At 59.0% G+C, this 18,647-nt stretch carries 16 protein-coding genes and 1 pseudogene; 13 read left to right on the top strand and 4 right to left on the bottom strand.

Annotated elements, in window-relative coordinates; all coding sequences use genetic code 11:
• Positions 1-179: 179 nt before the first annotated feature.
• Positions 180-578, bottom strand: coding sequence for a hypothetical protein (locus NLM27_RS26990; RefSeq protein WP_254146181.1), 399 nt, complete (start codon positions 576-578; stop codon positions 180-182).
• Between the two features lie 194 nt (positions 579-772).
• On the opposite strand from NLM27_RS26990, the gene NLM27_RS26985 reads away from it, so the two are divergent.
• The 3 genes from NLM27_RS26985 (at position 773) to NLM27_RS26975 (ending at position 3,506) form a co-directional block, all read left to right on the top strand.
• A complete protein-coding gene (locus NLM27_RS26985) occupies positions 773-1,777 on the top strand; it encodes a hypothetical protein (RefSeq protein WP_254146180.1) in 1,005 nt (334 codons plus the stop codon).
• 12 nt (positions 1,778-1,789) lie between these two features.
• Positions 1,790-2,161: a hypothetical protein gene (locus tag NLM27_RS26980; protein WP_254146179.1), complete on the top strand. Its 372-nt coding sequence runs from the start codon at positions 1,790-1,792 to the stop codon at positions 2,159-2,161.
• Positions 2,162-2,435: 274 nt separating this feature from the next.
• Positions 2,436-3,506 carry a hypothetical protein gene (locus NLM27_RS26975; protein WP_254146178.1) on the top strand — a complete coding sequence of 357 codons (1,071 nt, stop codon included), beginning with the start codon at positions 2,436-2,438 and terminating at the stop codon, positions 3,504-3,506.
• On the opposite strand, the gene NLM27_RS26970 is transcribed toward NLM27_RS26975, so the two are convergent.
• Complete coding sequence (locus NLM27_RS26970) at positions 3,500-3,781, bottom strand: hypothetical protein (RefSeq protein WP_254146177.1); 282 nt, start codon at positions 3,779-3,781, stop codon at positions 3,500-3,502. The genes NLM27_RS26975 and NLM27_RS26970 overlap by 7 nt on opposite strands.
• A gap of 833 nt (positions 3,782-4,614) precedes the next feature.
• On the opposite strand from NLM27_RS26970, the gene NLM27_RS26965 reads away from it, so the two are divergent.
• Complete coding sequence (locus tag NLM27_RS26965; protein ID WP_254146176.1) at positions 4,615-4,905, top strand: DUF3551 domain-containing protein; 291 nt, start codon at positions 4,615-4,617, stop codon at positions 4,903-4,905.
• A 380-nt stretch (positions 4,906-5,285) separates the two neighbouring features.
• Here NLM27_RS26965 and NLM27_RS26960 read toward each other — a convergent pair whose 3' ends face one another.
• Entirely contained in the window at positions 5,286-5,438 is a 153-nt protein-coding gene (locus tag NLM27_RS26960) for a hypothetical protein (protein ID WP_254146175.1), read from the bottom strand.
• A 172-nt stretch (positions 5,439-5,610) separates the two neighbouring features.
• On the opposite strand from NLM27_RS26960, the gene NLM27_RS26955 reads away from it, so the two are divergent.
• The 4 genes from NLM27_RS26955 (at position 5,611) to NLM27_RS26940 (ending at position 9,351) form a co-directional block, all read left to right on the top strand.
• A complete protein-coding gene (locus tag NLM27_RS26955; RefSeq protein WP_254146174.1) occupies positions 5,611-6,024 on the top strand; it encodes a hypothetical protein in 414 nt (137 codons plus the stop codon).
• Positions 6,025-7,143: 1,119 nt separating this feature from the next.
• Positions 7,144-7,431 carry a helix-turn-helix domain-containing protein gene (locus NLM27_RS26950; RefSeq protein ID WP_254146173.1) on the top strand — a complete coding sequence of 96 codons (288 nt, stop codon included), beginning with the start codon at positions 7,144-7,146 and terminating at the stop codon, positions 7,429-7,431.
• Positions 7,428-8,711, top strand: coding sequence for a type II toxin-antitoxin system HipA family toxin (locus tag NLM27_RS26945; protein WP_254146172.1), 1,284 nt, complete (start codon positions 7,428-7,430; stop codon positions 8,709-8,711). Before NLM27_RS26950 ends, NLM27_RS26945 begins: the two co-directional genes overlap by 4 nt.
• Before the next feature lie 217 nt (positions 8,712-8,928).
• Positions 8,929-9,351, top strand: coding sequence for a hypothetical protein (locus NLM27_RS26940; RefSeq protein ID WP_254146171.1), 423 nt, complete (start codon positions 8,929-8,931; stop codon positions 9,349-9,351).
• A gap of 521 nt (positions 9,352-9,872) precedes the next feature.
• Here NLM27_RS26940 and NLM27_RS26935 read toward each other — a convergent pair.
• Positions 9,873-11,666, bottom strand: coding sequence for a sigma-54-dependent Fis family transcriptional regulator (locus NLM27_RS26935; protein WP_254146170.1), 1,794 nt, complete (start codon positions 11,664-11,666; stop codon positions 9,873-9,875).
• Positions 11,667-12,048: 382 nt separating this feature from the next.
• Here NLM27_RS26935 and NLM27_RS26930 point away from each other — a divergent pair, with 382 nt between their 5' ends.
• The 5 genes and pseudogenes from NLM27_RS26930 (at position 12,049) to NLM27_RS26910 (ending at position 18,484) form a co-directional block, all read left to right on the top strand.
• Complete coding sequence (locus NLM27_RS26930) at positions 12,049-13,524, top strand: benzaldehyde dehydrogenase (RefSeq protein ID WP_254146169.1); 1,476 nt, start codon at positions 12,049-12,051, stop codon at positions 13,522-13,524.
• 85 nt (positions 13,525-13,609) lie between these two features.
• On the top strand, positions 13,610-14,710 hold the full coding sequence (locus NLM27_RS26925; protein ID WP_254146168.1) for an NAD(P)-dependent alcohol dehydrogenase: 1,101 nt from the start codon (positions 13,610-13,612) through the stop codon (positions 14,708-14,710).
• 115 nt (positions 14,711-14,825) lie between these two features.
• Positions 14,826-15,716, top strand: a pseudogene (locus NLM27_RS26920) (alpha/beta hydrolase).
• Between the two features lie 1,118 nt (positions 15,717-16,834).
• Complete coding sequence (locus tag NLM27_RS26915; protein ID WP_254146167.1) at positions 16,835-17,962, top strand: hypothetical protein; 1,128 nt, start codon at positions 16,835-16,837, stop codon at positions 17,960-17,962.
• A 96-nt stretch (positions 17,963-18,058) separates the two neighbouring features.
• Positions 18,059-18,484 (top strand): hypothetical protein, encoded by a 426-nt coding sequence (locus NLM27_RS26910; protein ID WP_254146166.1) that lies wholly within the window; start codon positions 18,059-18,061, stop codon positions 18,482-18,484.
• Positions 18,485-18,647: the final 163 nt, after the last annotated feature.

The raw sequence follows: 18,647 nt of genomic DNA, 5'->3' as shown, positions 1-18,647 counted from the left end.
AAACGCGTCGCCGCCCTCCTGAAACCAATGCGTACATGTTGGCGGCGATGCGCAAGTAGGCTGTTCTTGCAGGAATCCTGCGAGATATTGGCACACTTTACGGTTGTGAAACCAGAGGGTTGTGGGCAGGCTCAGCTTCGGGTTGCGGGGCGTTGACGTTGAGTAATCCGTTCGAATTCTCAAAGGAGCTGGGCATCTTCCGTACCGCCGGCAAATGGGGCCGGGTGGGTTTGAAGGCCTGCTGCTGTTTTAAGGCCGAGCGGGCCCGCCGTCAGATCGAAACCGAGTACGACGCCGAGACATCGGAGGCGGTTGCTGCCGCGATCGCGTTGGGTCGCAATTGCGACGCCATCCTGGAGCAGGCGAGGAAGAAGGTCGAGACCGCCGCGCACGAACAGCTCCTGGCGGCGCCGCCGCCGTTGCACGGTTCGGCGGTCTGGGCGGGCGTCGCTGACCCGTCTCGATCCCTCAGGTGGGGTAATGCGTTCGACCATCCGTTCTCGATCCTGCTCGGCTCTTTCGTTGAAGAGGCGGCCCGTGACCTTGCCGGGTTCGTTAACGCGGACGGGGATGGCCACCTGCTGACGCTCGCGCCGACGCGTGCAGGCAAGTCAGGGAGGCGCCGATCATCCGGAACCTGCTGCGGTATCGTGGCAGTGTCGGGGTCCTTGATCGCAAGAGCGAGCCTTATCGCCAGACCTCGGCATGGCGGGCTAAGCAAGTATTGCATCGATAATCGTTTGTCAGTTTCGATTACACTTTGGGGGATACGATGGGTTGGCAAATTTTTCGATATGTTAAATGGCTTTTCGCAATCGCCCTGCTCGGACTTGGCGGCTGCGCCATCAATCCGGTCACCGACGATTACGCCCACATCTCCGCTTCGAATATAGCCAGGCAGGTGCGTTGCGAAGCCCGGCAGGCAGTGATCGATGCAACGATTGGCTTTTTAGCCGACAAGACCAACAACGAAAACAAGAACAAGGTCGATGATCATTCCCATGCAATTGGCTTGTGGTTGAGAGACCATCCTGAAGCGATCAGAACTTTCGACCCGTCGCAACTGACAGGCTTCGCGCGTACCGTTGTTCAACTGATTTATGGCATAGGCATTGCCTATTACTACGACCTGACGGGTCTGGAGACGAACAACATCGATCCGACGGCCAACCTGATCCGGGCAACGCCGCTGACTTCCCTGGTGACGCTCAACCTGACCGGCAATTTCGACCGGCAACGGCAGAATGAGTGGACCTTCACCATCACTGACAAGTTTGGCGACCTCGTCCAGAAGACCGATGAAAGCTACTGCACGAACCATCTGGTGAGAACGGAGAACTTTGTCTACCCGATAGCCGGCAAGGTCGCCCTTGCGAAGATGATCAAGGAGTTCACCTTGATGAGCCTGTTCGAGAACCTGGACGCCCTCAACAAGGACGTGGCCGCGGTGAAGGATGGCCCGCCCAGCATGGTGCAACAGCTGCTCTTCACCACCACGACCGGCGGTGGCGCCACGCCCAAAATCGTTTTCGCGCCTTCCGGTCCAAACGTGCAGGTCGCCGAAGCCACCTTCCCTGTGACCGTATCACGAAAGGACACGCATCAGCTGACCGTGGGTCTCTATCTCGACAAGGGTGAAGCCAAGCGGCTGGGTGGCGTGCGCACCACTCTCATCGGCGGTTCACTCCTGACCGCGTCGGGAGGAAGGGCGCAGCAAGGGGCGGCAAACGCGGTTCAGCAGTTCCTGGCGCTGAAGATTTTCAAAGCGCCATTTTGAGGAGGCGAAGCAATGGCAGTTAAGGCGAAGAAAGGTCGTAAGGCGAAAACGAGCAAGGCAGCGAAGAAGGTCCGCAAGGCAAAAACGCGCAAAGTGGCAAAGAAGGCTCTGGGCGGCAAACCGGCGCGCCCCGGAGGAACGCACGTCGACTTCGGTCTGCATGGCCTGGGAAGAATCATGCGTGCCGTGCACGACGCGGGGTTGGTTGGCGAGCTCGACCAACACCTCGGCAAGTCGGGGCAATTCGCGAAGGTGAGCCGGAAAACCCTGACCGAAATCAAGACGTTCGTGGCCTCAAAGGAAAAATTGTCCGGCCTCGCTGAGGAGATCGACAAATGCGATTGCCCTGCTTGGGATCCGGGTTGCGTGTATATACCTGGCTGATCAAAGACGTGACCAGGTAAGATCAAGAGCTAGGCCGCTACGGCGGCCCGGCAATTTCTGAGCCGTGCCCGCCTGGTTCGAAGCAATGCGGGGCACGAACTGTCCGTTGCCGGCTTGCCTATCTGCGCCGCCAAGTCATTTTGCTGCGCCCAAGACGCGGCGGAAGTTTTCACACCAGGACACTTTGTTGGAGAGCGCCGGTCAGGAGCGCAGTCTATCGCCGCGTCAGGGCCATCCCCTGGCCAAACCGATCTGGGATATCAGGCTGTAGGCCATGTGGATCACGTTCACCGGCCTCTATGTAATTGTGGGAACGACGGCCTATGTGACCTCGTCCCCCACAACGGCACGGCTACTTTCGTCAGCATTTCTGACGATTGCGGGTGCTCTGGTTCTCCTCCTGATCTGTCACACCGTGATTGCTGCGGATCGCAACGCATCACGAAAGACTCTGCTTGTTGCGTTGACGGCCTGTCTTTTCTTCGTGCAGAAGTCATCCGATACCTACCACGATGACAACGTTCTGATCTTCGCGATCATCTTTTCGGCCATCATCCTGACGATCGTCTGGCTTCCCGATGAAAGCCGCATCGGTGACAGCATCATGCTGACCTCGATTGCGGTGCTGCTCGCCGCAATTGCGTTTTCCGGGCTTCAGCTCGTGACGACGTTGATCGAGCAGCGGCTGCTTAGATGGCAAAACCTGCCAGCAGAGGCGATGGTCATCTCTCCCCATGTTGCCGGCATCCTATCCGGCATGATGAGCTTCTTGGTCATGGACAATTGGATCGCGAGGTCAGCCAGCCGGATGCTGATTTTGCGGCCGGAACTGCCGGAACGATTCTTTCTGTTTTTTGCTTCCGCGATCGCGACCGTGGTGTTTACGTGTGTCGCGAACAAGGCCCGGTTCACGTCTGGCTTTCTGAATTCTGGACTAGGAGTTGCATTTTCAGCGGGTTACGTCTGTCTGCAGATCGTCGTCGTTCTTGCCTGCATCGCGATTGTCTGCAGCAGGAGTCTCGGCACCCGGGTCGTTAAGGGAATGGCGCTGGTTCTTATTGCGATTGTCTCCGGATGGGCACTTGCAGCCCTGCACTATCTGGTTCACGCGCCTCGTGGCCTGGCGAATGCCTTGCAGACCTATCTCATCCTGTACTGCCTGCCGATGATTTCACTTGTTGGCGCCAGCGCTGCCTGCGCGGAACTGCTGGTCCTCATCTGTAACCACCTTTACGAAAGGGTCTCAGCAGGACGTCCTGCGGCAGCCTCGGATGTGACAGCGCGCGTGAACGAAGTGACGCCAGGCGGTCTTAGTAAAAGTCGATCTTGTGCTTCGCCCTATTGAGCCGTTCCAGTCGCCATCCGAATCTCTTTGTCGACGTCAGGGCATTGGACGAGAGTAACGTCAGTATGTGGCGAAGGGCCCACCAAATCGGTGGTGAGGCAAAAAATAGCCGCGAGTGCGCACCCTGCTGCGATGGTGAACATCGCGAACTTGCGCTCGGCAATTCGCGCATTCACAGATATTTGGACGCACAGGTCATCAAGATAGCGCTCGGTGACGCTATGGTTTTCGCCGGGTTTGTAGCGTTCGGTGACTCGCTCGTCGTAGCGAGCCACGGGAGTTTCAGCAATATGGCCCCAGTGAAAGAGACTTTTGGCGTCATCCTCCGGCCGATGAAACCGCGCCAGTAGCTGTCAAAGCTTCGCTCGCTTATAAATGAATCCAAAACCTTCAGTCGTGGGCGCGAGCTGTGGCTAGACAGCGGGTTCTTGGTATGGGCTATCAGCCCTAGAACGAACCAGAAGAGGGTGAATCAGCTACCAAGTATTTCCCGCGGCGCCCTTTCACGACGTTGCGTAAGACAATTTCAGAGAGCTTGACCACCTGCCGTTTGAGAGGGGATAGTTCTCGTCTGCAGGGTTTGGTTCAAACTGGCGTCGACTATGCGCCATGCTCTCGTGCGTGTTCGCGCCATGAGCCGCGCCCCACGCCTAAATCCTACTTTTGACCGCCGTCTTCATTGGATTTCAGCCTACCTGTTGCGCTCCACAGTCCTCCCTCTCTTGAAGAGAGCTCCGCCGGGTTCCAGTAATTTCCCGGATAAAGAGCCGGCCAATTTGCCACGATGTCCTCAGGTTTGGCCAACGCCCGATCTGCGAAAGGTGCGGGCGGGACATGAACTGCCTCAGCTGGGCCATACGCCATGCGCCCGCGTGTACAAGTGATTGCCGTGCGGAAGATCGAGAGCGTCGAGCAGGCCAACCAAACGCATAGCAGGGATTTCGGCCGCCTCGCTATCCAAACCGGTCCCTCGGGCGGGCAACGTTGCGGCATTCACCTTTGGACGGCTAGCGCGCGATTAGGGAGGCGCCTATCTTCCGACACCTGCGGAGTTTTGACTGGGCACTACCGCCAAGGCCACTATAACCAGATTTCAGGAGATTGAAGAATGTCCCGACTGCTTCTGGCAACTCTAGCGATCGCTTCGGTTTTCGCATTGACCGCTTCAGCTTCACCGACCTCCGCTCGACAGTATCGTCAGGGCAATGTTTCATCGTCGGGCCCATATGATCGCTACTGCCTGCAGGGGCGCATCTGGGGGTACCCAGGCAACTGTCAGTTTGCGAGCTACGACCAGTGCTTGGCGACTGCTTCTGGCACCGACGCCTATTGCGGCATCAATCCGGTCTATGCCTTTGCGCGCGACCGCGCCTATCGCGGCGGACGGCAGCCCTACTAGGGGATCAAAATCTTTGGTTCGGTCACATGCTGCCGGATCGGCGTCACGGCTGGTCGGCGGCCGGAAGCTGTCCTTGCTACGCGATGCTTGCTCGCGCGCATCACCGGCTGACCAATTGTCAATCGTGGAGATCGAAGTGGTGCTGAGTTACTGCGGGTCGCAGGCGTTGAATAGCTCCCCGCTTTTGTGGAGGGGCGCTTCTCTAGGCGCCCCCGGGCGGTTGCTATTTAGCCCGCTGAGTCCCATTTCCCCAATCAATTGCCTTCATGTTTTGATCCAGCGGCCGGTTAGGCCTGGGCAAGAAATGGATTGAACCGGCGCAGATACCCCAACCGATATTTCTGCAACTTCGTTCGTGCATATGAAGGTAGCAGAGTTCGCTAGCGTTTCAACTGTTGCTTGGCCGCCGGGAATTTGGCACCGGCTTTCACACTTCCAGGCGAGGACAGGCCTGATACCGTCACTGTCACCGTATGTGTCCCATCTCGTTCCACGCGATGCGTGGCCTGCAGGTCGATCGGAATTTTCGGCATGCGTTTCGCTCTTTTCCGATGCCAGGCAGTCCTCTCATGACAGTAACCTACATTCGGCTTGCGAGCTCATCCAACATCGTATAGGTCGATGCCGACTTCGACGGAAGGAAGCCGCGTCATGAGCAGCGACTCTCAGCTTTCGAACCCCCCGAGGTGGGACTGGCCATCCTGGATGAAGGGCAGCATGCCCAATCCTCTCGATTTCTTTGCAGCGCCCCGGAATTTCGTGCAACCCATATTGCCCGGATGGGTATTTGGTAGCGTAACCAACATTACCGACCAGAATTCAAGCGCGCCTGATACCGAACAAGAAATTGTCGCCGCGCAGAGCTACGGTCGTCAGCTGGGCCGTATCATGGACGCTCTTGCGCTTCTCATCGCCGACCTGCCGAAGGAGAAGCAGGATGCCACGGCTTTCGCAGAGTTCGCCAAGCTTCATCGCGAGATCAACGACATCAAGGCGCAAGCTGCAGCCCGGCACCTCGACCGCATTGCGGCCGACCTCGCTACTCTCAGAGAGACGAAGCCCAAGGAATATGAGCGCGTCGCAGCGACGCTCCGCCAGGTCCTGAAGGAGGCGCAATAAGGGCTTCGCCTCTGTTCCGTCAGGCCATGACGGGCCGGAACGTTTTTTGTGCAGCCATGATGGCAGTCTGTAACCTCCGATATATATATTGGCTGAAGCTTCCCAGCGGACGGCGGCGAACTGATGAAGCGTTAGTTCGCTTTGCGAGCCGATCCGGGCTCCCGCTCGGCCGCGATGATCAAGCGTGTGCGCTCGGATCTCGGCGCCTTGCCCGGCAACGATGGAAGAGGGACTGGTAGCCCGGAATGTCGTCGCCGAGATGCGATCGAGAACCAGGCGCAAGGAGCAACGTCGAGCGCCGCGTCAAGCGCAAGCTTCAAGTGGGTATAGATTTTCCCCTTCCTGAAGAAAGGCCATGGTCGATGCCATGGAGGACCAGTGGCGCCCCATCCTCTACTGCGATCTTCAGGGGCTTTCGCGCTTCAGAGCTCCGTGGCCTGCGTTGGATCAATATTGATTTGTCTCGACGCAAGTTGCACGTCCCGAACGAGCGGATGAGTACAAGCAGATGGGACGCCCGAAATCCGAGGCGGGTGAGCGAGCTGTACCCTTGCCGCCGATCGTCGTCAGCGAGCTGCGTAAGTGGAAGCTGAAGTGTCCCAAGACCGACTTGGGCCTGACTTTTCGGGCCTCCTGGAGGGCGTAGGGGTTGTCGCTCCCGAATACATCGTCCAACGGAGACTGTGGCCTACTCAGATTGCTGCCGGGATCACCAAGCTCGGTAATGACGGTAATGGCTAGATCACCGATGTGGCCAAATACCTAGGACTGCACTCCTTGCGGCACTTCTTCGCGAGCTGGGGCGTCAACCGCAAGGTTGGTGGCGGCCTCGAACTGCCGCCGAATATTTCTTAGGAGCGGCTTCGCCATTCAACAATTGCGATGACCGTGGACATCTGCGGTCACCTGTTCCCATGCCACGAGTGAGGAACTGGCGGCGGCGGAACGGGCATTGCTTGGTTAATGCTTGGGTTGATCCACTATGACATTGTGTTTTGGCGTTTGCGGAATGTCATCGATCGGTGACATACAAACTTGTTGGCGAACGATGACATTTCTTGTTGTCAGCGAACGGTGACATTTGCTAATGTAAGCAAATGCTGACATTTGGATTTTCCCATGCTCATTCGCACCCCTGTCGACCTCGGCGCAGTCATTCGCGACAGACGCAAACGTCTCAAGCTCGACCAGTCGACACTGGCCAAACGGATTGGCGTCAGCCGTCAATGGGTGATCGAGGTCGAGCACGGCCATCCGCGCGCTGAGTTAGCGCTTGTCCTCCGCGCCCTTGATGCCCTCGGCATCCCCTTGGATGCGAGCGGCGAAACTCCAATCAATCGCAGTTCGCCCAAAGCTGGAGTCGACATTAATGCCATCGTCACCAAAGCTAAAAAGAGCAAAGCATGACGAGCGAACTTGTCGCACTCCTGGAGGGCAATGAAGTTGGCCGCGTACGCAACGATGCCCGCCGCCGGCTGACCTTTGCCTACAACGACAACTGGCGCGGCACACGGGGGGCTTACCCTCTCTCACTGTCGATGCCGCTCGCCGCCAAAGAACATGGTCCTAGTGCCGTCCAAGCCTTTCTCTGGGGACTTCTACCGGACAACGAGCGCGTGCTCGATCGTTGGGCGAAGAAGTTCCAGGTCTCGGCTCGCAACGTCTTTGCCCTCATCTCTAATGTCGGCGAGGACTGTGCCGGAGCCGTCCAGTTCGTCACGCCTGATCGACTGGAGGCTCTAAAGACCGGCAAAGACGACAAAATCGAATGGCTGGACGAGCCGGAAATGGCAAACAGGCTTCAAGCCTTGCGCGAGGATCACGCCGCCTGGCGCTTGCCGCGCGACACTGGGCAATTCAGCCTTGCCGGTGACCAACCGAAAACGGCCCTTGTTCTGAAGAAGAACCAATGGGGCATTCCGTCGGGCCGCATTCCGACCACCCACATCCTGAAGCCGCCCACGGGGCACTTCGATGGTCACGCGGAGAATGAGCATATCTGCCTGCAGCTCGCGCGCGAACTCGGGCTGCCCACCGCCGAAACCAAGGTGATGCGGTTCGAAAAGGAAATAGCGATTGTGGTTGAACGCTACGACCGGCAAGTCAGCGGGAACGAGATCATCCGGGTACATCAGGAGGATGTCTGCCAAGCCATGGGCATCCTGCCGACCAAGAAATATCAGAACGAAGGCGGACCAACTCCGGCTGATGTCATCGAACTCCTGCGCACCTACTCCACGGACCGCGAGGCTGATGTCGAAACGTTTCTCGGCGCACTGGGGTTCAACTGGCTCATTGGAGGCTCTGATGCGCACGCCAAGAACTATTCCCTGCTCTTGGCCAGCGGACCTCACGTACGTCTCGCTCCACTGTACGACATCGCTAGCATCCTTCCTTACGACGACGGCGAGCAGCAGAAGATCAAACTCGCAATGAAAGTTGGTGGTGAGTACAAGCTTAGCCAGATCGGCTTGCGCCAATGGCAAAAGTTCGCGCGCGAGGCGCGTGTTGACGCGGACGAGCTTACTGCCACCCTGGTTTCCATGGCCGCGCAGATCCCCGACCTCGTGACGGATATCCGCGCGCGCGCGCAAAAAGATGGATTAGAGAACGCCGTCATCGGACGATTGGCCAAGGCATTGAGCACACGCGCAAAGGATTCCGAGCGTCTCCTGAAGCGCACCTAGTTGCAGACCGGCAGCAGTATGATGATCGCCGGCGTCGCTTCGACACCGCGATCATCGCGGCCATGATCGCCGTCGGGGGGTCACCGGCACCAGAGCTGCCTGACCGCAATGATCGGCTCGCCGATGATGACCATCAGCAGGAGCGCCAGACCGGCGCCAGCGAAATGGCATGCCTCGCACATCTGCCCCACCCCCATCGGGGGCAGAATCGGGACGTTTGAAATACTCGATGACGGGGCTAAGTCTCGCTATTACGACCCCAGTTTCCAACGTCCATACAGGGCCAAACCGGTTGCCGCAGTCGGTAACGGACGCGATCCGCACGGGCGGGTCGGGCGAGATTGCCGCCTCGATCCGCCTGCTTCAGGATCACAGCGACGGTGTCAACAAGAAGCGACTCAATCAAGAAGCCGACGCCGTTCTAGGCATCGACGTGACGGCGGCCGGCCGCGACACGCAATCGTTCTTCACCGACATGAAACCCCATTTTTCGGGCATCAAAGGCCCGCAGGTGCAAGAGCTGACGCGGAAGCGCATCAACGCCATGCTCGAAACCCAGCACAAGGCGCGGCAGACGAACGAACAGCAGGCCAAGGCGCAGCTCTGGCAGTATATCGACCAGGGCAAGACGCCGGATTAAGTGCCGATAGAAGTGCGGCAGACGACGGGGTGGCGGCGGTGTCGTCGGCGTGGTCCTACATGGAGACCATGCGCAAGGGGCCGCGACATCGAGAGCGATCCGGAAATGCTATATGGCATGAAGCGCGTGGCAGCGATGGACCCGGAGTGTTTCTCCAAGGTCGATCTGAACGACTATCGCGATAGGCTGTCTCGCGCCGACATCAAAGAATTGACGGCGCTGCAAACCAGTGCATCGAGCGACGCGGCGCGTCGCTCCGAGCCGGAGGGAGACGCCGTGTTGCCTCGACCGAGCGAAGAATTGCTCGATAGGCTGTCTAGGTCGAGATAGCTCACCTCGCCAGCATTTCCCCGCAAGTCACGATGCGTTTTCGATTTTTGTACCAGCGAACTACCTCGCTTCTGGCTTCTCGTTATCCAATATCGTGAGCGAGTTACGTGGAAGTGGCCGGCCTGTCCCTGCATGTCCCGTCTGGGGTTTTGTTTTCGCGCCTAAGCCACGGTCCGTACGAAAATGGGGCGCTACGGCCTGAGGCCCAGACGGCGGAGTCTATAGTCGAGTTTTGGTCTGCTGATCTTCAAAAGGCGTGCGGCGGCCGATACGTTATTGTCTGCTTGGGCTAGCGCTGAGCGATAGGCGGCGGCCTCCATTTCTGCAAACGACCCGTCCGGCAACGATGCGCCTCCGTTGACGGAGGTAGTGCGTTTTTCCTGCGCTGAAGGTGGATACACTCCAAATAATGGCGTGCGTTCCAATCGTCCCTCACTTGTGAGCTGGATCGAGAATGGCGGCAACAGCTCCGAGCCGCTGAACAGATGACCGATATCTATTGTGCTGCCGTCATCGGCATAGACGACACCGCGCTCAATCAGGTTCTGCAGTTCGCGGATGTTGCCGGGATAATCGTACTTGAGGAGTGCCTCGGTGGCGCGGCGAGTGAAGCCCATGAGCTGCCGGCCGTGGCGCGCGCAGTAAATGCCGAGGAAATGCGCCATCAGAAGTGGGATGTCGTCGCGGCGCTCTCGTAGCGGCGGAATCGCAATCGGAAACACGCAGAGCCGGAAATACAGATCCTGCCGGAATCGGCCAGCCGCAACCTCGGCGGTCAGATCGACGTTGGATGCCGCCACCACACGGACGTTGAGCGAGATGGTCTTCGTACCGCCGACCCGTTCGATCCTGCGCTCCTGCAGTGCCCGTAGCAACTTGCCCTGGGCCGAATAGGTCAGTGACGCGACCTCGTCGAGAAACAACGTGCCCCCGGAGGCGCGTTCGAAATATCCGGCGCGCGAGGCAATGGCGCCGGTATAGGCGCCTTTCTCCACGCCGAATAATTCGGACTCGACGAGCTGCTCCGGGATGGCCGCGCAGTTGATCGCTACGAACGGGCCGCTATTGCGACGACTCATGGCGTGAAGCTGGCTGGAGAACAGCTCCTTGCCGACGCCGGATTCACCGACGAAGAGCACGGTGGCGTCGGTGGCGGCGACGCGTTCGAGCTGGCGTCGGGTACGGACAAACGCGGCCGAGACGCCGACCGCGACGGTGCTGTCATCGTCTGCGGCGGCGGGGCTTTGGTCTGCTGCGACCGGGACTTTCCTGATCCGGCGCATGGTGCCGCTCTTCCAATTCAACCCGAAGTAGTTGCGCTCCGGCGCGTCATCGCCCCATGCCTCGGCTTGCTGGCCGATCACCACGCAGCGTGGCGCACCCATGCCGGCGCATTCGACCTCGCGGAAGATGACGGGCCAGCCGCATAGCTTGGTGGTGTAGCCGGAGGGGTAACCGACCTGAAGCCAGCAGACTGGTTCGCTGGCAAGGCCATAGCTCGCAAGATGCTCGGCGGCTTCAGAGGAATCCTCCCACAGGAATTCACCGAAATATGTGCACTTGTTGCTGTCAAATTCGAAGTGCCGCGTCGTAACTTTGACGAAGCCTTCCAGCGTATGCACGCGCGGGCCGGCCGCGAGCGCGTGAGTGAGGTCCTCGTTTGGAAAGCGCTTCTGGATCAACTCGGCGTCCCGCATACCCTGCATGTAACCAACCCGCATGAACAGCGCCTTCGCGGTCTCGATCCCGAACGCGTCGATGATCTCTGTGCGCAAGCGCCCAAGCACCTGTGACTGCATCAGCACCATGCGCTGGTCGTTAAGCCAGATGCGTCCGTCGCCGAGCGCGAAATGCAGGGACTCGGCAAGATCATTGAAGGTCGGTGCAGCGCCCGTCTCGAGCTCGCTGCTCGCACCTCGAGTGAGAATGCGCGCGGCCCGGCGCGATGCTTCCGCCAGTGAAATCCGGGTTTCATCCTCCTTCATCAGGGTCTTTTATTCATGAAATAGTGAATTTGCTAGCTCGGAAGTTTCATTATTTCATGAATTTTCAAGGATGGAAGAGCCTTGGCCAAACTCAATTGTATGGCGGCTGGAAGCCCAACCGACTGGTCTCACTTGGTAATTCAACGAACTGATTGTTCAGCCGGAGCCTGCCGGGTCGGCTGGCACCGCTCTTGCTAACTGTTGCGCCGTTCGCGGGAGGAAGCGAAGCAAGAGGACCGGCTTACGGTCTCCGACAAGGAGTACGGCGCGTTATTGGCCGCCTTGCGCAGGCAACGGCCCTTGCTCTCTCTTCCCCCGGCAAGCCGCGGTCGCACCGGCCGCACCATTAATAGTTCCGCGAAAAGCGGGGGAGAAGCTATCCATGAATATGCAGGCGCGCGATTTCATTGCCATCGACCGCTGGCGCGGCAAGGCGTTCTTGGGCGAGTGGAGCGTCACCGACGGCGGCGTCCTGGACATTAATGACCTGGCGACGCAAGCGGTGCTGGGTTCGGTCGGCATCGCTAATCCCAAGGACATCGCGAAGGCCGCGCGCGAGGCGCGCCTGGCCCAGTCGGCATGGGCCTTGAGGCTACCGCAGGAGCGCGCAGCAATCCTCAATAAAGCGGCTGATCTGCTGGAGCAGAACGGCGAAGAGCTGATCGGCTGGATCATGCGCGAGAGCGGTTCGACGCGGTCCAAAGCTGCGATCGAGATCGAGCACGGTGCAGGGTTTGTGCGGCATGCGGCTGCTATCGCGATTGAGCCGAATGGCATCCTGCTGCCACCGATGGAGCATGGGCGATCCAACGCCGCCAAACGCGTGCCTCATGGCGTGGTGGGCGTGATCTCGCCTTTCAATTTCCCGCTGGTGCTCTCCATTCGGGCCATCGCCGCGGCGCTCGCGGTGGGTAACGCTGTCGTCCACAAGCCTGATCCCCGCACCGCGGTATCAGGCGGTATCATCATCGCTCGGATCTTCGAGGATGCGGGCCTGCCCAAAGGAGTCTTGCAGGTGGTGCCGGGCGGGGCGGCGGCAGGTGAGGCGATGTGCGCCGATCCCAACATCGCGATGATCTCCTTCACAGGGTCGGCCGAGGGCGGCAGCAAGGTCGGCGAGGTTGCAGGTCGTCATCTCAAGAAGGTGCAACTCGAACTCGGCGGCAAGAATTCGCTGATCATCCTCGACGATGCCGATGTTGACGTCGCAGCCTCCAATGCCGCCTGGGGTGCTTTCCTGCATCAGGGGCAGATCTGCATGTCGACTGGCCTCGTGCTCACGCATGCAAACATCGCCGATGCGCTGGCGACGAAGATCGCCGAGAAGGCCCGACATCTGCGCGCCGGTGATCCGTCGTCCGGGCAGTTTGCGCTTGGCCCTATCATCAGCGACGCACAGGTCGCGAAGATCCAAGCGATTGTCGACGATGCGGTGGCGAATGGCGCGCGGCTGCTGGCCGGCGGCGGCCACGACGGGCGATATTACCAGGCGACCGTGCTGGCCGGCGTGAAGCCGGGCATGCGCGCGTTCGACGAGGAGATTTTTGGCCCCGTGGCCTGCCTCGTCAGTTTCGCTAACGACGATGAAGCGGTCGAGCTCGCCAACCGTTCCGACTATGGCCTTGCGGCCGGCGTGATTTCCGGTTCGATCGCGCGTGCGCGCGCCGTGGGCGATCGCCTTGTGGTCGGCCAGCTCCACATCAACGACCAGACGGTCAACGGCGGGCCGTTCGCTCCGTTCGGCGGGCGCGGCCGTTCCGGCAATGGCAGCCGGATCAGCGGTCCGGCGATCTGGGAAGAGTTCACGCAGTGGATGTGGACCTCGGAGAAGCCGCAGGCGACGCCGTATCCGTTTTGAACCGCTTCGCAAATACCGCACAGCTTCCGGCGCTCGCGTGCCGAAAGCTGTGCGCCTCAAACCGTCTGACCTTTGGAGATTAGGGATGAAGATTCGTGCCGCCGTGGCCCGCGAAACGGGCGCGCCACTCAAGCTTGAAACCATCGAGCTCGAACCCCCGCGCCCCGACGAGATCCTCGTCAAGGTCAAAGCCACGGGCGTCTGTCACACTGATCTGGTCGTCCGCGACGGCATGCTGCCGACGCCGCTGCCGGTTGTGCTCGGTCACGAAGGCGCTGGCATTGTCGAAGCGGTGGGGGATGCAATCACCAAGGTCAAGCCCGGCGACCACGTGGTGATGACCTTCAACTGCTGTGGTGGGTGTCCGAGCTGCAAGGATCATGCTGCGAGCTACTGCCATGAATTCTTCCCGCGCAACTTCTTCGCCGCGCGCGCGGATGGATCGAGCGCGCTGTCGGCGAACGGCGCTCGTATCAACGGCAATTTCTTCGGCCAGTCGTCGTTCGCAACCCATGCGCTTTGCCACGAGATCAATGTGGTAGAGGTCACGTCCGAAGTCCCGCTCGAGCTGCTCGGGCCGCTTGCCTGCGGCATCCAGACCGGCGCCGGCGCGGTGATGAACGCCCTGAAAGTTGCCGCCGGTAAATCCTTCGCGGTGTTCGGGTCCGGATCGGTCGGATTGTCGGCGCTGATGGCCGCCGGCGTCGTAGGTGCCACCACCATCATTGCGGTCGACATAAACCCGGTAAGGCTCGAGATCGCCAGAACACTGGGGGCAACACATGTGATCGATCCGCGCCAAACCAATCCGGTCGAGGCGATCATGCAGATCACCGGCTCGGGCCTTAATTTCGCGCTCGACACGACCGGTCTGCCTGCGGTGATCCGCAACGCCGTGGAGAGCCTTGGCCCGCGCGGCACCTGCGGCATTCTCGGCGCCTCAGGACCGGATGAGGAGATCGTGCTCAACGAGACCCATTTCATGAGCGGTGGCCGCCGCCTGATCGGCATCGTCGAGGGCGACTCCGATCCCGCAGTCTTCATCCCGGAGCTGATCGATCTCTACCGGAGCGGCCGTTTCCCGTTCGACAAGCTCGTCAAGTTCTACACCCTCGATGAGATCAATACTGCGATATTCGATTCGGAGACCGGTGCCGTGATCAAACCGATCGTGCGAATGGACTGAACGAAAGATCGCTCCCTGCGGGCAAGACGACGCGCCTAGCGCCTCGTCACCTTCGGGAAAACTATACCAACCGGCCGATCTGCCGGCGTGCCGCGCATAAGAAATAGGAGGAAACATGTCCAAGCAGCAGCTCGCAGCGATCTTGCAGACGAGCGCGCAATTCCCGCCGCCAGACAATGGCAGCCCGGCGGACATGCGCGCATGGTTCGAGGAAAGCAATGCGCAGACGCCAATCCCGGACGGCGCCATGATCAAGCGGGTATCGTCGGGTCCTGTCAGCGGCGACCTGATCCACTATCCCGACTCGAACGACAAGTGCTTGATCGTTCATTTCCACGGCGGCGGCTTTTTCTTTGGCTCGTCACGATCGCACCGTGTTATCGCCGCTAATCTCGCGCGTGCCTCCGGCGTTGCCGTCCTCGCCGCGGACTATCGGCTCGCGCCTGAACATCCGGCGCCCGCCGCCCATGACGATGCGCTCGCCGTATACAAATGGGCGCTGGAACAGGGCTTCGCGCCGTCCGCAATTTGCCTGTCCGGCGACTCGGCGGGCGGTAACCTCACAATATAGACGGCGATGCGTGCCCGCGACGAAGGGCTACCCATTCCGGGTGCGTTGGCTGTGATGTCCCCGGCACTTGACTTCACCGGACAGAGCGAGTCGTTCCGCTCCGCCGCCGACGCCCCCCTGCTCACCCCACAACTGGTCGAGCTATTCAAGCGCGTCTATTTCGGCGCCAGCGTTCCAACGTCGCCTTATCTTACGCCGCTGAATGGTGATCTGTCGAAGCTACCGCCGACAATGATTCACGTCGGATCGTGGGAACTGCTGCGCGACGACAGCGTGCAACTCGCTGAGCGTCTCCGTCAGGCGAGCGTCGTTGCTGAGCTGAAGGTCTGGGACGGCATGTGCCACTCCTGGCAATTGTTTGCGCCGATGCTCGACGAAGGCATGGCCTCGATCGAAGAGGTCGCGGCCTTCGTGCGAGGGCACCTTGTTGGTTGATTCCTGAAGGCGTTCACCGGATTTGGGGGTAAGAAGACCTGAGAGAAGTCAGTTCAATAGTTCGTCGTCAGCCCAATGCAATGTCTGACGCGCTAACTGGCGCTGGAGCACAGCGAGCGCATGTTGAAGCGAAGCGAGCGAACTCCCCCCAGATCGATATGTTCGTGCTGCGGCTTTTCGGACAATTTCGCCATATCGAAGGTTCGCGGGGACCGATTGAGGCGTGGGCGGCTGGGATGCGATCCACGAAACGGCTCAGTCCCAAGACAATCGATGAGCCGGAAGACGAAGATGAGCACGACTTCGGAAGCCAAACCATTGCTGCGTCTCAGTTCATCGTCGAAAGTGAATCGTGGTAACAACGACAGGCATTTATCGCCTGATGCTGCAGCATCTCGAGCGCGAGCTCACATTTCTATACGAAGATGCGGCTTTGTATCGCTCTTACAGGTTCTGCTTATCTCACTCCTCGCTAGCAATTCGCTGCATCGATCCTGCGATCGGTTGCCCGCGGTTTGGCGTCTCCGCCGAAGCGGATGAAGAACCGTCTCCTTTTCATGAACGGCAATATGCCCATGCGGTCAGCAAGTAGGTTGCGCGTTGCGATTGGATGAAGCGTCAACGCGCTCATAAGGTTGGCGGGATGTCGGAATGACAGCTTGGAAGGCGCGGCGATCGGAAGAATATTTGACTCGAATTTCGCGCGGTTGTATAATTCATTTGATGCACGGGAAGTTCTCGACATGCCGAGAAGGGCCCGCCCGCTATGGTAGCGGCAATTCGCGAAAAGTCTTTTATCTGAATGTAACTTGTTGAGGATTTGGCGGATACTTCTCGCAATCAAACGCGACGGCTGTGGGACTCCCTTCAAAAGGGGTGCCCAATTGATCCTATTTAGCTTTTAGAAGCTTGGCACGACGCCAACGCCGACACACTGCAGACCAATTTTGGCCGAGTCGTTTTGGCCGACCAGCCGGTCGAACGGTGGCGTGACGGCAGCGACCTCCTTTTCCCATTCACGAGGAGATCCAGGATACAGATACCTTGGAAACTTAGATGAAGAGTGGCTCAACTGCGGTGCGTCAACGCAGCGAGCTTCAGCACCGAGGAGTAGGATGATGAGCAAATTTGCATCGGGAATTAACGCGATGTTGCTGCTGTCCTGCGCGATTGCCGTGGGGTCACCACCGGCTCGGTCCCAAGACACGCGGCCGCCTGTAGCGCCGGACGATCGCGTTACGGGGGCGCCAGCGGGGGCCGAAACAAAATTACCTATTATAGAGCGTTATCCAGATCGACTCGAAGCTCGCATGGAACAGCGCCGGCGCGCGTTGAGCACGGTGAGATCACCGAACCTTTCACCGCAATCCATTGTCAATCTAACAAAGCGATGGCAGCCTGCGCAAACCCTAAAGGTTGCGTTCCGCGGAGGAGATACTTCGCTTCATCAACAGATCGCAACCGCTGTCGCGGAGTGGGCCCAATTCGCTAATCTGAAGTTTGACTTTGGCGTTGATCCGGCCACGGGGAAGTATCGAACCTGGAATATATCGGACTCGAACTTCGCAGCTGACATTCGCGTAAGCTTTGATCAACGCGGCTACTACTCGCTCGTTGGTAACGATAGCACCAACCGGACGGTTACCAGACCTGGGGAGGAATCGCTCAATTTGGAAGGATTTGATCAAGAAAAGCCCACCGATTGGGCGGCCGTGGCCCTTCATGAGTTCGGCCACGCCATCGGATTTGAGCACGAGCATCAATCTCCGTTGGCCCCTTGCGACTTCAGGTTCAATGACGATCCTGGTTATGTGCCGACAACGGACTCGTTCGGGCAATACAGACCAGACAACCAGAACAGACGACCGGGGCTCTACACGCTCCTCGGCGGACCACCTAACAACTGGCCGGCGGCGGTGGTGGATTTCAATTTGAAGCCGTTACGCGATTCGCACGCTTATGACATCGGTCCTTTCGACAAAACCTCTATCATGAAATACTTTTTCAGAGATTGGATGTTTGTCGCCGGTACGAACAGCCCATGCTACACCGGCGGGGAGAATTTGGCGCTCTCGGATGGCGATAAGCAAGGAGCTGCCAAGGTCTATCCTCGCGCCCCAGAAAGCATCCGGTCGGTATCCTCCTTACGAGCGCAGGCCCTTGAGGCGGCCGCAAATGTCAAGAGCCTTTCTCCGGCCGCTCTGCAACACTTTCAGGAGGAACTTAAACAAGTTCAAGATAGGTGATGCGCGGCGAGCCGCCGTCCGGTCAGCTGATAGCAAATCTCTTGATCAAGGGCTTCGCTGCGCTCAGGACGGCCTCTCGCAATTCAGGAGCTGTAGATGACCCGCGCGATCTGCGTCGCTCTCGTCCTTGCAGCCGTGATTACATCTGGCGTCGACGCGCAACAGAGCGACTACAACATGGAGAAAACGATCGAATTGACCAGAACGGGCGGCAAGCTAACGTTTATAGAGAGGGGCAAGGACCGCGCGGAACCCATCACCATTGTGGTCGGTGAGAAAATCCGTTTTGAGAATAAGGACAAGGAACCGCACACGGTGGTGAGCACAATGGTTATCGAAGGAAAGCCACTTTTCAGTACCGGCGGCATTAAGCCCGGGGAATACCTGGACTTGCTTTTCGACATCGATTTGTACAAGCGGGCGGGTGGCAAGCCGGCGAACGTCGTCACGTTGAAATACCGCAGCGACCAGCAATTAGGTGAGGACGGCGAAATCCGGCTGTTGTCTGCAGCCAAACGGTGAAACGAAAGGTTTGCGTTCAGCGCTAGGAACTCATAACTAAGCTCGACGCCATCGTCGTCTGCGGCCATGCCTTAGCAGGTGCTCGCTTGCAAAGAGCGACGCGGGTCAGATCGAGGCGAGGCGAAAGGCTTGCCATGGAGATATTGTCTCAGGCGCTTCTCAC

Origin of the sequence: Bradyrhizobium sp. CCGB12, assembly GCF_024199845.1 — a bacterium.
In the GTDB taxonomy this organism is placed as follows: Bacteria; Pseudomonadota; Alphaproteobacteria; order Rhizobiales; family Xanthobacteraceae; genus Bradyrhizobium.
This window is presented reverse-complemented; position numbering and strand designations above follow the sequence as displayed.